We start from the raw sequence: 14252 nt of genomic DNA on the forward strand, positions 1-14252 counted from the left end.
GGAGAAAACCATGACTGCAAACTACAAAGTCACCGTCCTGGGCCTTGGCGCCATGGGCCTGCCGATGGCAACCCGCCTCGCCACCCAGCTGACCGTCCACGGCTTCGACATCGCGGAGCCCCGCCTCCGTCTCGCCGAGGACGCCGGGATCCGCACCTTCGCCTCCGCCCGCGAGGCCGCCGATGAAACGGACGCCCTGCTGCTGGCCGTCCGCAACGGCGAACAGCTCAACGACGTCCTCTTCGGCGAGAACGGCGTGGCCTCCGCGCTGAAACCGGGCGCGGTCGTGATCCTCACCAGCACCGTGGGCACCGAGGCCATCCCGGCCACCGTTGCCCGCCTGGCCGAGAACGGCGTCGCGCTGGTTGATGCCCCGCTCTCCGGCGGCCCCAAGCGTGCCGGCGAAGGTGACCTGCTGATCGTTGTCGGCGCCGAGCCGGTTGCGCTGGAAACCGCGCGGCCCGTCCTGGAGCTGCTGGCCTCCACGCTCACTGTTGTGGGCGACAAACCCGGTGACGGACAGGCCCTCAAGACCGTCAACCAGCTGCTCTGCGGCGTCCACATCGCCGCGGCCGCCGAGGCCATGGCCCTCGCCGATGCCCTCGGACTGGACCAGGCCAAGACCCTGGCTGCCCTCGAAGCCGGTGCGGCCGGTTCGTTTATGCTCTCCAACCGCGGACCGCGCATCCTTGAGGCCTACACGGAGGACGGCGCGGAGGTCCTCAGCCGCCTGGATATCTTCGTCAAGGACATGGGCATCGTGGGCAAGGCAACCCGGGCGGCCGGTCTGGCAGCTCCCGTTGCCGCCGCCGCCGAGCAGCTCTACCTGCTGGGCCAGGCCCAGGGCCTTGCCGCCGCCGACGACTCCGCAGTCATCAAGGTTGTGGCCCCCACCAGGCGCACGGCGTAACCCGCACGCTCCCTTCAGTTTCCACCGAAGTACATTTCCGCAGAAGCCCGGCGACGGCGGATCCCCCCTTTCCGCCGTCGCCGTACCACCGCCTGCCCGGATGATCCCGGCCAGTCAAAGGAGACCCCAGCCATGACCCCCCTGATCAATTCCTTGATGGTGCGCGCCGCTGACGCGCCCGTCATCAAGCCGGCCGTGGAGCTGGGTACTCCGCTGCTGCTGACCATCGCCGCAGCCGGCGTGGCGCTGCTGCTGCTGATGATCATCCGCTTCAAGATCCAGGCCTTCGTGGCCCTGCTGACCGTCAGCATCCTCGTTGCTGTCGCCGCCCAGATTCCGCTCAAGGACGTCTTCACGGTGGTCTCGAACGGGGTTGGCGGAACTATGGGCAAGGTGGCGATCCTGATCGCCTTGGGCGCCGTCCTGGGCCGCATGATCGAAGTATCCGGCGGCGTGCAGTCCCTTGCCGACCACTTCACCCGGAAGCTTGGCGCCAAGCGCGTCGCCGTGGCCCTCACCGCCGTCGGCTTCCTCGTCGCCATTCCGGTCTTCTTCGAGGTCGGCATCATCGTGCTGGTCCCGATCGTTTACGCCTTCGCCAAGATCGCCAAGGTGCACCCGGTCAAGTTCGGCCTGCCCATGGCAGGCATTATGCTCTCGATCCACGTGGCCGTTCCACCGCACCCAGGAATCGTGGCCGGCGCCGGTGTCCTCGGCGCCGACATCGGACTCATCGCCCTGATCTCCCTCGCCATCTGCGTTCCCCTCGGCTTCCTGGCCTACTGGGTGGCCAGCATCATGAACCGCAAGGACTACGAACTCCTGCCTGCCGTCAAGAACCAGGTGGACGAGTTCGGCTCAGAGTCCCTGGTCCGTGTTGGCCACGAGGGCCCGGGCAGCAAGGCGATCGCCCCGCCCCGTCCCGGCCTGATCATCTTCCTTATCGCCGCCCCGATTGCGCAGATCCTGCTCGGCACCGTGGGCACGCTGATCATCGACAAAAAGGACTACTGGTACGGTGTGGCCGCCTTCTTCGGCAACCCCTTCTTCGCCCTCCTCGTGGCAGTGGCGCTCTCCTTCTTCCTGCTCGCCGTCCGCCGGCAGTGGTCCCTGAAGGAAACCGGTGAAATCTTCGAGGGCGCGCTGCCGCCCATCGCGTCCATTCTTATGGTGGTCGCCGCCGGCGGCGTCTTCGGCGGCGTGCTTCAGGTGTCCGGCATCGGCCAGGCGCTCTCCGAAACGCTCGACAAGCTTGGCGTGCCCGTGCTCCTGCTCGGCTTTATCATTTCCCTGGCCCTCCGCGCAGCCCAGGGTTCAGCCACCGTGGCCATCGTGACCACCACGGGCCTGCTCTCGGCCGCAGTGGCCCACGGCGGGTACAGCCCGGCCCAGATTGCCGTGATTGTCATCGCCGTCGGCTTCGGCTCGCTGGGGCTCTCCCACGTGACCGATGCCGGCTTCTGGGTGGTGGTGCGGTACTACGGCCTCACCGTGGCCGACGGCCTCAGGACCTGGACCGTGCTTACCACCGTCCTGGGCGTGGCCGGGTTCGCACTCACATTCGGGGCCTGGATCCTGGTGGGGGGCCTGGCGGCCTGATGCGCACCCGACTCGACCACCTGGTGGTTTCAGCCCTCCAGCAGGGTTCCGCAGTCCCGGCCTTCACCTGCTACGACTTCACCACGGCGCTTGCGGTGGTGGAAGCGGCGGAAGAAGCAGGACACGGCGTCATCCTGCTGGTGGCTCCCAGGACCGCCGGCACGCCCAATGGGCTGCGGCTGATTACTGCCCTGCGCGGCCTCGCGGACGCGGCGAGTGTCCCCGTGGCCGTGCAGCTCGATCACGCATCCGATCTTCGGGTGATCGCCGACGCCGTCACCGCGGGGGCGGACTCCGTCCTCGCCGACGGTTCCTCCTTGCCCCTTGAGGAGAACATCGCACTGGTCCGCGAAGCCCGCGCGGTGTTGGACGCACAGGGCAGCACCGGCGTCGTGATCGAAGCCGAACTCGGCGGCCTCGCCGGCGATGAGGACCGTGCCTTCGGATCCGACCCCGGGGGCAGCACGGCGGCGGAGACCGGTATGGGACTCACCGACTCCGCCCAGGTGGAGGACTTCCTCTCCCGCACCGGTGCGCAGCTGCTGGCTGTGGCCGTGGGTAATGTCCACGGCAAATACAAGGGCGAGCCCCAGCTGCGCTGGGATGTGCTGCAGGACATCGCAGTGCGCACCCACATCCCGCTGGTGCTGCACGGTGCCTCCGGCATCCCGGCCGAGGAACTGGTCAAGGCCGCGGCCATGAACGTGGGCAAGGTCAATTTCAACACCGAGCTCCGCACAGGGGTGCTCGCCACGCTTGAAAAGAACACGTCCACGCACCGGTCCGACGGCGAGAACCTTCAAGGCCTGCTGGGAGAGTGGAGCAAGTCCGCAAAGAGCTTTGCCACCGGCGCCCTGGCCATGCTCACGCGCTGACGCAAGCCACAGCGTGCGTGCCCGCTGTGGAAGTCCTGAAAGAACTTCATGGCCTCGTCCTTGCACCAACACGGCCACTGCCACGGCCGGTGGCGGCCTGGGCAATGACGCGAAAAGACCCGGAGGCAATTGGGGGAGTGCCTCCGGGTCTTTCCTGTTGCCAGCATACCCGGCAGGGTATGGCGGCCGCAAAGTGGTCGCGGGGCGCCGGCCCAAATCCTCTGGCTCCCGGCGGACCCCGGGCGGACAATGAAAAATAGGCATAGGCCGGTTCGCGTCTGGGAGGAGCGCCATGGGAGTGCCAGGGCAGCAACCTGGGGCGGTTCGGGAATTGCCCGCGCCGGAACGCGATGTGGCAATTGACCTTGCCCGCTTCTTTTGCCTGGCACTGGTGGTGATGGGACACACCACCATGGTCAGCGCGGTGCTCCATCCGGACGGCACCGTGACCACCGAAAACACCCTTGCGCTCCAAGACTGGTTCGAGCCCATCATTTGGATCTTTATGGTGATGCCGCTCTTCTTTGTGTCCGGCGGCATCACCGGGCTGCAATCCTGGCGGCGGCTCAAAGCCAGGGGAGGCAGCGGCATAGAGTTCGCCCAGGCCCGGCTGCTGCGCCTGATCCGGCCCGCAGCCGCGCTGCTGGCCGTCATGTTCACGGGGCTGTGGATCGCACGCCTCGCGGGGGTCACACCGCAGGTGGTGGAGCTCATCGTCACCGGCGCCGGCATGCCGCTGTGGTTCCTTGCCGCGTATCTCGCCGCGCAGTTGAACCTCCCGCTGCTGGCCGCCCTCCATGACCGGGCGCCATGGCTGACGCTGGCTTCGCTTGCCACGCTGGTGGTGGCCGTGGACTGCTTCCGGGGCGCGTTCCCGGCACTGGCCTACCTCAATATGATTTTCCTGTGGTGCGCCGTGCAGCAGCTGGGCTTTGTCCTGGCCGACTCCCATCTTCTGCGGCCGAACCGTTCCGCGCTGGTGGGCATCGTTGCCGGCAGCAATCTGCTATTGGGACTTCTCACCGGCCTCGGGCTCTACCGGGGCAACATGCTGGTCAACCTGAATCCGCCCAACTTCTGCCTGCTCCTCCTGGGCGTCGCGCAGGCCGCCGCCCTGCAGCTCGCCCGGCCTGCCCTGTCCAAGGCGGCTTCGGCTAAATGGGTGCGAACGGTGGTGGGTGTCGCGGGCAGGCGGGCCATGACCGTCTACCTCTGGCACCTGCCGCTTCTGGCGGCCATGTCCGGGCTGATCCTCCTGACCGATTTCCCCAAGCCCGCCGCAGCGACGGCCGCTTGGTGGTGGTCGCGTCCGGTTGTCCTGCTGGGCGTCATCGTCCTCCTGCTGCCGGTCCTTGCCGTGTTCGGGCGGCTTGAAGAACGTCCGACGGCGTCCGTCCACGCCCGCAGCCGGCCCGCCGTGGCGGTGGTGACCGCCGGCGTCGTGGTTTTTATTCCGGTGGCCGATGCGGCCCTCAACGGGCTCACGCTTGCGCTGCTTGGCGGGGGAACGGCCTGCTTCGTGCTGGCCGTGCTGCTGCTCGGCCGGATGCCCGCGCCTGCGTCCGCAGCCGTGCCAGCATCCGGCGGCGGGGCGGGGGCGCAGGCCGAGGGCCCATTGCCACAGAAGCCATTAAGTGCCAATGTCGAACCATGACGGAGAACACGGTATCCACAGAAGACGCGTTCGCGGCGGACGTCACCACCATCCGCAACGATGCCCTCCACCGCTACGAACTGCGCGTGGGCGGCAAACTCGCGGTGCACACGCGCTTCATGGACAAGCCGGGCCACGTGGATTTTATCCACACGGAAACCGCGGAGGAGTTCAAAGGCCAGGGCCTTGCCAAGGTGCTGGCGCATTTCGCGTTGGATGATGTGGTGGCATCGGGCAAACGGATCATTCCGCACTGCCCGTTCATCTACGGCTACCTCCGCAAACACGATGCTTACAACCAATGCATCGACTGGCCGGAGCAGCCGCCGGCCGGGGTGTCGCAGAACTAAGGCGCCGGATAAACGCTGCGCATGGAGTCCCGGGCACGCCGGGCGCCAGTCTTAGTCATCGCCGCCCTTAGTCGTCGAAGTGCGTGGTCGGCGGCGTCGGGGCGAACGAGGATACCAACTGTTCAGCGACCTCGCGCAGCTTTAAGTTGCGGGCGCTGGAGGCCCTGGTGAGGATGGACATTGCTTCCTCCTGCGAGCAGCGGTTCTGGCCCATAATGATGCCGGCCGCAAGGTCGATCGCTGTGCGGGACTCCATGGCCGCCCGGAGATCGTCCGCCAGTTGCTGGCGGGCCCCCACACGAACAGCCAGGCGCAAAGCTTTTTCCGCCTGCAAGGCAAAGTGCGCTGCCCTCTGGATCCCCGAGGGGTCGAAGGCATCGGCCGTGGGCGCAAAGATGTTCAGCGCGGCCCGGGATCCGGTGTCGAGGGTCAGCGGCACACCCAGGACCGTGAACTGCCCGCGGCGTGCCACGGCGAGTCCGTACTCAGGCCAGCGCGGATCACGGCGGGTGTCCCTGACCAGGACAGTTGTCCCCGTGGTCATGGCATGCAGGCAGGGGCCATCGCCATACTCGTGCTGGATCTCGTCCAGCAAACGTGCCTGGTTGTTGCTCCAGGCCGCCGTGGTGTTGCGGTGGCGCCGGCTCAACGTCACGGCGCAGCAGATGTCCTGCCCCATGGACTCGGAGAGGGCAGCGGCGGCCAACTCGCAGAACTCCGCGAGGAAGCTGTTGACGTCCGGTGTCCCGATGACCAGATCCTGCAACTGTTCAGTCACGGAAGAACCCAACGCAATTTCATCCATCTATCAATTCTAGTTGGGCTGGGCTGGAAAGGCCCTTGCGGCAAGCTTGTGGCCTACACAACAATTTCGTATGGTTTAGGTGAGTTATGAAGCTGGCTCACGGAATTCTCATTGGGAGAGACCTTGAACCATAAGCTCCGTGTGCTGGTCCGTGTGGAAATCGATCCCGGACACGTCACGCTCGAAGCCACCGGCTGCCTGACGCAGGCGAATTATCCGGTGTTGCTCCACATCATGCGCCGCAGCCGGCGGCTCGCGCCCGGTCAGGCGCTCACCATTGACCTCCGACAGACGTCCCACCTGGACCCGGAAGTCCTGATGTACCTGCGACACCTCGCCGGACCGGGCGAAAAGGCGACCCTAAACGAGCTCCCCGTCAATAACGCCGAAGTATTCCCGCTGACCCTCGCCGAACCGGCCGAGGTGCCGATCTGCCTCGACCACGCAGGCTTGACCGCCGGCACTCAGCCCGGTCTGGATGGCGAGATCCGCTCGCTGCTGGACGGGGACTCCAGCCTCGGCCTGGACCTCGACGGCGTACGTGGCACGGAAGAGCAGCGCACCATCAACGGGCTGGAATTGCTTGAATATCTGGAAGGGAACCTGGACCCCGCATCCACAGTCCTGGCCCTCTCGGATGAGGCACTGGGTCAGCTGGTCGATGCGTTGTACCGTCACTTGGATACCCGCAGCCCGTCCTTCGGGGCCCACACCTGGTATGAGCTGGCCTCGGAGGAACTGCACAAGCGGCACCTGGCCGGGCCCGAAGGCGAGCAGGACGGGCCCGCGCAGGAGGAGCTCGCGGCCGGCTGAACAGGACTAAGCTGTGGCCATGACGTCAGTTGCCCCGAAAACCACAGCCCTGATCACCGGCGCCACGGCGGGTCTAGGTGCCGAGTTCGCCCGTCAGCTTGCCGAACAGGGCCATGACGTTGTCTTGGTGGCACGGGACCGGTCGAGGCTTCAGGAGATGGCCCACCAGCTGGAAAACAATTACAGCGTTGCCGCCGAGGTGCTGCCCGCGGACCTGACCGACGACGCCGGCGTGGCCGCCGTCGTCGAACGCCTTACCGACGCCGCGCGCCCGGTGGAAATCCTGGTGAACAACGCAGGGATCGGGCTGCTGCGGTCCTTCGCGGACAACGACATCGCCGAGGAGAAGCGGCACCTCAAGCTGCATGTGGAGACGGCCATGGAGCTCTCCCACGCCGCGCTCAGGGGAATGCTGCAGCGGCGGTCCGGACGGATTATCAACGTTTCCAGTGTGGCGGCGTTCCTGCCGCGTGAAAGCTACTCCGCGGCGAAAGCCTGGCTGCTCAGCTTCAGCCGCTGGGCCAACATCGCATACGCTGACCGGGGCGTGAAGGTGACGGCAGTGTGCCCGGGTTTCACCCACACCGAGTTCCATGACCGCATGGGCATGGACAAAACCCTCGCCCCCCGCTGGATGTGGCTGACCCCTGAGCGGGTTGTCCGGGACGGCCTGGCAGATAACGAACGTGGCAGGGCGGTGTCCATCCCGTCCAAGCGCTACAAGATCCTGACCGCCGCGGCCAGGGTCCTCCCGGACAGGCTCGTGGCGGGGCCGCCGCGCCGCCCGAAGTAGGCGTCGGCACGCTCCTTAGCGCTGGGCCGGAAGCTCCGGCGTCGGGCCCTGCGGCGGCGAATTCCGTGGTGCCGGACGCGGCACTGGCCGACGCCGGCCGCGGACCAGGAGTATGACCAGGACGCCGATCGATGATCCCACTACGGTTTCCACCGCCCGCTCGATAACCAGGACGGCGGGGTCTGCCGGGGCGGCGAGCTGGGTCATCAGGAGGATCACCGGAGTAAAGGCCACCATGGCCAGGCCGTAGTGCCGGGTCATGAAGAGCTCGGTGGCGAACTGGAAAATTATCACCAGGACCGCCAGGACGGCGGCTTCGCGGCCGGGGAACAGCGTCAGGGGGGAGCCGGGCCAGGGAAAGAGGACCACCGCGACAATCACCAGTCCCAGGCATGTGCCAACGACGCGGTGGATGCCGCGATAGATGCCGCTGGGCGTATCCGCACCGGCAAGGGGGACCGCGGCGGCGGCCATGGCCCAGTGCGGGTGTCCGCTTCCACTAAGGACGCCGATGGTGCCCGCCGCAGCCACGGCAAGCACATACCGTGCGCCATGGACCACGGCCCTCTGGCGCCGGGGTCCCCTGAGCGGCTTCGCATCCCGCGCGGCGCCCCGGTTCCAGGCCCTGCTGCGGACCCAGCCGCCGAAGCCGATCAGTATGGAGAAAGCGGAAGACACCGCGCCGATGAGCAGGGCGATGTGCCAGGGAACAGCAGTGGGCACCGAGGCGCAGGCCCCCAAGGCAAGGATTCCGAAGAACGGACCGTTCGGCTTGAGGTTCACCCGGTCGGAGTATAGCGAGCCCAACCCGGCAAGCAGGGACTCTATGGCCACCAGCCACCAGGAGTGAATGTGGTTCACCGACAGGGTGACGCCCACACCTATGCCGGAGAGGAGCACCAGGGCCGCCTGGCCTTGGTGCCTCAGCCGCAATTGATGCGGCTCGGACCTGCCGTACATGCCCGTCAGGGCGCCGAACACAGCATAGATGATGAGGTCCGTGCGCCCCGCGGCCAGAAGCAGGAGGGATGGTGCGGCCACACTGATGGCCACCCGGAGGGCCGCGAGGTGGTCGTTGGTTACAGGAGCCACCCTGTGCAGGGTGCGGACATGCCGCTTGACGTACTGCATCCCTAGGACCCTCCACTATTTTCCCGGTGCCCAGTCTGCCAGAAGCGTGAAGCGCGTGCGGTGCCCACCGTCATAAGACCGCGGGCACCGTCATACGGCTCAGGCCGGAGCCGGAACCTTGTCCGCGTTGGTGTCCTGCGTCTCGAACGGCATTTCGTCCAAATCGATCAGCGGGTTTTCATCCTGGGTGGCCACAAGCTCGCGGGCTTCAGCCTGGGTATCCACGCTGGGCATCGAGCCCGGCAGCGGGCGCTGGGCTGATTCCTTCAGGAAGTAGATGGCCACTGCGCCGATCGCCGAGGTGGCCATCAGGTAGTACGCCGGCATCATGTCGTTGCCGGTGGCCTTGATCAGTGCCGCCACGATGAACGGCGTTGTACCGCCGAAGATGGCTACGGCGAAGTTGTACGCGATGCCCATCGCGCCGTAACGGCTGGCGGTGGGGAACTGGGCCGGGAGTGCCGACGCGAGGTTGGCCACGTAGAACGTCACCGGGAAGGCGATGAGGCTCAGCCCGAGGAGCGTGGACCAGATCTCGCCCACGCCGATCAGCATAAACGCCGGGGTTGACAGGACAACGGTGCTGATTGCGCCGATCCACAGCACAGGACGGCGGCCGATCCGGTCGGAAAGCTTGCCGGTCAGCGGGATGCACAGGCTCATGATCACCAGGACCGGGATAGTGAGCAGGGTGCCGTGCAGTTCGTCGTAGCCCTTGGATTCGGTGAGGTAGGTGGGCATGTATGAGGTAAGGGCGTAGCCTGCCGTGTTGGCCGCGGCCACCAGGATCATGGCCACGATGAGTGAACGCCAGTACGCCTTCACAATGCCAACCGGGCCCTTCGAAGCCACAACGTCGGCCTTGGCGGCGTCCTTGTTCAGGTCCTCCTGGGCGTCCAGGGTGGCCTGGAACTGCGGGGATTCCTCGATCTTGCTCCGGAAGTACACGGCGATCAGGCCTAGCGGGCCGGCAATCAGGAATGGAATCCTCCAGCCCCACTCTTCCATGGCACCCTGACCGATGGTCAGCTGCAATACGGACACCAGTGCGGCGCCCAAGGCAAAGCCGAGGTAGCTTCCCATATCCAGGAAGCTGGCGAAGAAACCGCGGCGCCGGTCCGGAGCATATTCGCTCACGAACGTCGTGGCACCGGCGTATTCTCCGCCCGTTGAGAAGCCCTGGACGACCTTCAGGAGCACCAGGAGGACGGCAGCCCAGATGCCGATCTGGGCGTAGCCGGGCAGCAGGCCGACGGCGAACGTGCTGGCCGCCATGATCATCAGCGTGGTAGCGAGGACCTTCTGGCGGCCCACCTTGTCGCCCAGCCAGCCAAAGATCACGCCGCCGAGGGGACGCGCAATGAACGTGGCGGCGAACGTTCCGAGCAGGAACAGGCTCTGCGTCGAGGGATCCGCCTCGGGCAGGAATACCGGGCCCATGGTGGTGATCAGGTAACCGAAGACACCCACGTCATACCACTCCATGGTGTTACCCACGATGGTCCCGCCGAGGGCTTTTTTGAGCATGGGCTGGTCAACCACATTCACGTCCGACTCTTTGAGTCGACGACGCGCTAGTAACTTCGGTTTCCTTACACCCTGGGGTGCCATCTGGTTCGTTCCGCTGGCGTTGTAAACGCCTGCTGGAGAGTCGGTGGTGCTTCGGTCAATGGGCATTTGGGCGACTCCTAGGGAGGTCATTTGCTTGCGACTTATAGCTGCCCCGCTCTGGGCAGGCCTTCAATTTTACGCGAAGATCATGGTGTTTCCGAGTTTGGTGCCGTATGATCGTGCGATTCGGCACCTCCTATCGGCTGAACGCTGAAATTCTTTTGCGCGGATTGACCGCGCCATTGCTGGGATTTGGGGTCCCGCTTGTGTAGCTGCCAAAGCTTTTTGACGATGAGGCCCAAACCGGTGGGTTTGGTGCCCTTTCGGCCGCCTCGACGGCGCGCGAAGCGCCCGTCCCCGGCCCCGCGTGACGGGCAAAATACGGGGTTCCCAACTACTCGAGTCACTGTCTAAGGTTGTGCCATGGGAACACTGATTCTTGGGTAGCCGATCCGGCCGCGTGCGAGTATCCGTTCCGGTGATGGCCCGCCGGATTCACCAGTTCCACCCACGAGGAGACGCCAGGCATGAGCGACAAAGATCAGGCTAAAAAAACCGGACGGACCACCCCGGGCGCCGGGACGCCGGAAGACCCGGAGACTGCGCATAGCCCCCAAACCCCAGAGACCCCGGAGACAGAGGCCGGGGGCGCCGGCCAGGGCGTCAAAGCCAAGCTGACCGAAGCCCAGAAGCAGATGCTGGCCAGCAAATCCCGCGGGGGCGCAGCATCGCAAAGCGTGGGGCACAGCCACAAGCCGACGCACGCCAGCGGAAAACAGGGGCCCGCGCAGAAGAAGGTGCGCTGGTAGGGCCGGGCGAGCAGCAGCTGCCGCATAACCAGTATTGGTGGATGCTTCATTTCAACGAGGAAAGGACCAGCAGCATGCCTGAACACCAACACCGGGGGAACCTCGAACCCGAGATAGTTTCCCACTTGGCTGAGTCCATGGACGAGGTGCCTCCTCCGGAGACTCACCGCCCCGAAATTCCGGCTGCCGGCGCCGGCCAGCAATGGCCGGATGGCAGCGGGAAACACCGCCACCCAAAGGAGCGTGCCACGGACCACGGGCGGGTGGGACATGAGGCAGCGCCGGTCGCCGTTCATCGGACCGGGCGGCCGGACATGCCGCACTCCTCCTGACGCACCCCTTCGAGCCAGCTCAATACCAGTCAACAAGTCAACACCGCAGGGTGCGGCCCGGCGGCTCCCGATTCGGGCGACTGCCGGGCCGTCCTGCGGGTTCACCGGCCAGGATCCATGACCGGTACCGCCCGTGGCTCAGGAGCACCCGGTCACTCCGACTCGCGCACTACTTCCTGGGGATTCTTGTCCAGCCGCCAGCCCCGCCACACGGGATGCCGCAGTTTCCCGGCGTCCGTCCATTCTCCAAAGGTGACCTCGCCCACCAGCCCCGGGCTCACCCAATGGGCATCGGAAGCGTCGGCGGCAGGTACCTCCCCGAAAGGCGATGTCTTCCGGGCCATGGCATCCATCCGCTGGCGGAGCTCTTTGAGTTCACGGTCGCTGAAGCCGCTGCCCACGCGGCCCACGTACTGCAGCTTTGACCCGTTGGGGATCCCCACCAGCAGCGATCCCACGGAGTTCTGCCGCCCACCCTTGCCGGGGCGCCAGCCGCCCACCACCACCTCCTGGGTGCGTTCGAACTTGAGCTTGAGCCAGAGCCGGCTGCGCTGCCCGCTCACGTAGCGGCTGTCGACGCGTTTGGCCATGATCCCTTCGAGGCCCATTTCCTTGGCGCTTTCGATAATGTGCCCCACGTCGTGGTCGAGCACCTCGGACAGCTGAACAGGACACCCGGGCGGCCAACTCAGGCGCTCCAAACGGGCCCGGCGCTCGCGCAGCGGCTTATTGCGAAGGTCCTCCCCATCGTCGGACAACAGGTCGAAAACCATCAACCGCACCGGGGTGGCGGCCCGCGCTTTCCGCACGTCGGCAGGCTTGGTCAGCTTCATGCGCCCCTGCAGCAGCCCGAAGTCCGGCCGTCCGGACCGGCCGACGGCGATGATCTCGCCGTCGGCGATGAAACTCTGCCGGGGCCAGCAACCGCGGTCCGTGAGCTCCGGGTAGCTGGCGGACATGTCGTTGCCATTGCGGCTGATGAGCCGGATTGTGCGGGAATCGCCGACGATTATTGCCCGCACGCCGTCCCACTTGAGTTCAAACTGCCAGCCGTTCTCGCGGACGTCGGTGGTGGTCCCGGCGCTGGAGAGCATGGGCACGAAGCCGGACACCGGTTTCCGGTCGGCATTCCGGGCGGCCGCATCATGCGCGGGAGCGGGGGCAGTTGCTTTGTTGGAAGCGGGAGCGTCCATCAGGTGGATGAGCCACTGATCACGGCCCTGCCCGGTGTGGATCAGCGCAAACCTCCTCGTTCCGCCAAGGCCGCCGTCCTCCGCGCCCGTCAGGGTGGCGATGACTTCCTTGCCGGCGATCCATTTCTCGCATTCGTAGGTGCCGTGATCCCAGATGCTCACGGTCCCGGCCCCGTACTGCCCTTTCGGGATGGTGCCTTCAAAGTCGGCGTAGTCCATCGGGTGGTCCTCCGTCTGGACGGCCAGGTGGTTCTGTTTACCCGACGTCGGGACACCTTTGGGAAGCGCCCAGGACACCAGTACGCCATCACGTTCGAGCCGGAAGTCGTAGTGCAGCCGGCTGGCGTGGTGCTCCTGGATGACGAACTTTTCCCTGAGGACGCCCCTACTGGAGTCCGCGAGGTGATGCTCGGCGGTGAACGGTTCCGGGGTTGCTTCCGGATCCCGTTTGGACCGGTACTTTTCCAGTTTGGAGTCTCCGCTGCCGCCGGAGATCGGGGCGAAGGGATCTTTCCCGCCCTGGACGCGCCGCATCACTTCCCGATAGTCCAGCTGCTTCAGCGCGGGGGAGGCCAGCTCCCGCCAGGTCCGAGGGGCGGCAACGGTGGGCCGCAGCCGCCCTCGGAGCGAGTAGGGGACAATGGTGGTTTTGGCCGCGCTGTTCTGGCTCCAGTCCACCAGCACCTTGCCCGTGCGGAGGGCCTTCTTCATGTCGCTGACGGCCAAGTCAGGGTGGTCCGCTTCGAGCGCGCGCGCCAACTCGTGGGCGAACTCGGAGATCTGTTCCGAGCTCTGGGTGCCGTCGAGCCGCGCGTAAAGATGGATGCCCTTGCTTCCGCTGGTGACCGGAACGGGGTCCAGGCCCACGTCCGCCAGGATGAGCCGGGCGAGTTTTGCCACCTCCACGCATTCGGCCAGGCCCGCGCCTTCGCCGGGGTCCAGGTCGAGCACCATCCGGTCGGGAAACATGGCGTCCCCGTGTGAGTCCACGCGCCACTGCGGCACATGGATCTCCAACGAACCCATCTGCGCCAGCCAGGTCAGCGTGGCGGCGTCGTTGACCAGGGGGTATTGATTGGTGCGGTCCTTGTGCCGGATCGAAGCGCGCGGAATCCAACCAGGAGTGGAGCCGTCCAGGTTCTTCTGGAAAAAAACTTGTCCAGGGGCCTCAGCGGTGCCCACGCCATTGACCCAGCGCTTCCGTGTGGCTGGCCGGTTGGCCGCCGCGGGGATCAGCACGGGAGCCACGGCCGCGTAATAGGCCAGGACGTCGGCCTTGGTGGTGCCCGTCTCCGGGTACATCACTTTATCCAGGTTGGTGACGGTCAGTTCACGGCCGGCAACACGCACGAGCTGCCTACTGCCTGCCAAAGGGCT

General features: G+C 66.0%; 13 protein-coding genes. 9 read left to right on the forward strand and 4 right to left on the reverse strand.

Features of this window, described 5'->3' with window-relative positions; genetic code table 11:
- The first annotated feature begins 10 nt into the window (after positions 1-10).
- The 5 genes from ACP4XC_RS02150 to ACP4XC_RS02170 all read left to right on the forward strand — a co-directional run bounded on the left by ACP4XC_RS02150 (position 11) and on the right by ACP4XC_RS02170 (position 5388).
- A complete protein-coding gene (locus tag ACP4XC_RS02150) occupies positions 11-910 on the forward strand; it encodes an NAD(P)-dependent oxidoreductase (RefSeq protein WP_427173248.1) in 900 nt (299 codons plus the stop codon).
- 132 nt (positions 911-1042) lie between these two features.
- Positions 1043-2509, forward strand: a complete 1467-nt coding sequence (locus ACP4XC_RS02155) for a GntP family transporter (protein ID WP_427173249.1) — start codon at positions 1043-1045, stop codon at positions 2507-2509.
- Complete coding sequence (locus tag ACP4XC_RS02160) at positions 2509-3384, forward strand: class II fructose-bisphosphate aldolase (RefSeq protein ID WP_427173250.1); 876 nt, start codon at positions 2509-2511, stop codon at positions 3382-3384. Before ACP4XC_RS02155 ends, ACP4XC_RS02160 begins: the two co-directional genes overlap by 1 nt.
- A 292-nt stretch (positions 3385-3676) precedes the next feature.
- Entirely contained in the window at positions 3677-5038 is a 1362-nt protein-coding gene (locus ACP4XC_RS02165) for an acyltransferase family protein (protein WP_427173251.1), read from the forward strand.
- The gene (locus ACP4XC_RS02170; protein WP_427173252.1) at positions 5035-5388 is read left to right on the forward strand and encodes a GNAT family N-acetyltransferase; all 354 of its coding nucleotides are present in this window, start codon (positions 5035-5037) and stop codon (positions 5386-5388) included. The genes ACP4XC_RS02165 and ACP4XC_RS02170 overlap by 4 nt, the downstream gene beginning before the upstream one ends.
- Before the next feature lie 67 nt (positions 5389-5455).
- On the opposite strand, the gene ACP4XC_RS02175 is transcribed toward ACP4XC_RS02170, so the two are convergent.
- Positions 5456-6193 carry a GAF and ANTAR domain-containing protein gene (locus tag ACP4XC_RS02175; RefSeq protein ID WP_427173253.1) on the reverse strand — a complete coding sequence of 246 codons (738 nt, stop codon included), beginning with the start codon at positions 6191-6193 and terminating at the stop codon, positions 5456-5458.
- 123 nt (positions 6194-6316) lie between these two features.
- Between ACP4XC_RS02175 and ACP4XC_RS02180 the strand changes: the two genes are divergently transcribed.
- On the forward strand, positions 6317-7006 hold the full coding sequence (locus ACP4XC_RS02180) for a hypothetical protein (RefSeq protein WP_427173254.1): 690 nt from the start codon (positions 6317-6319) through the stop codon (positions 7004-7006).
- A gap of 19 nt (positions 7007-7025) precedes the next feature.
- The gene (locus tag ACP4XC_RS02185; RefSeq protein ID WP_427173255.1) at positions 7026-7799 is read left to right on the forward strand and encodes an SDR family NAD(P)-dependent oxidoreductase; all 774 of its coding nucleotides are present in this window, start codon (positions 7026-7028) and stop codon (positions 7797-7799) included.
- A 15-nt stretch (positions 7800-7814) separates the two neighbouring features.
- On the opposite strand, the gene ACP4XC_RS02190 is transcribed toward ACP4XC_RS02185, so the two are convergent.
- The gene (locus tag ACP4XC_RS02190; protein WP_427173256.1) at positions 7815-8930 is read right to left on the reverse strand and encodes an FUSC family protein; all 1116 of its coding nucleotides are present in this window, start codon (positions 8928-8930) and stop codon (positions 7815-7817) included.
- Between the two features lie 99 nt (positions 8931-9029).
- Positions 9030-10607, reverse strand: coding sequence for an MFS transporter (locus ACP4XC_RS02195; protein ID WP_427173257.1), 1578 nt, complete (start codon positions 10605-10607; stop codon positions 9030-9032).
- Between the two features lie 461 nt (positions 10608-11068).
- Between ACP4XC_RS02195 and ACP4XC_RS02200 the strand changes: the two genes are divergently transcribed.
- Positions 11069-11350 carry a hypothetical protein gene (locus ACP4XC_RS02200; RefSeq protein WP_427173258.1) on the forward strand — a complete coding sequence of 94 codons (282 nt, stop codon included), beginning with the start codon at positions 11069-11071 and terminating at the stop codon, positions 11348-11350.
- A gap of 74 nt (positions 11351-11424) precedes the next feature.
- On the forward strand, positions 11425-11682 hold the full coding sequence (locus tag ACP4XC_RS02205) for a hypothetical protein (protein WP_427173259.1): 258 nt from the start codon (positions 11425-11427) through the stop codon (positions 11680-11682).
- 152 nt (positions 11683-11834) lie between these two features.
- Here the strand turns inward: ACP4XC_RS02205 and ACP4XC_RS02210 are convergent, their stop codons facing one another.
- On the reverse strand, positions 11835-14246 hold the full coding sequence (locus tag ACP4XC_RS02210; protein ID WP_427173260.1) for an ATP-dependent DNA ligase: 2412 nt from the start codon (positions 14244-14246) through the stop codon (positions 11835-11837).
- Between the last annotated feature and the right edge of the window lie 6 nt (positions 14247-14252).

The sequence above is a fragment of the Arthrobacter sp. 92 genome (assembly GCF_050260325.1).
In the GTDB taxonomy this organism is placed as follows: Bacteria; Actinomycetota; Actinomycetes; order Actinomycetales; family Micrococcaceae; genus Arthrobacter.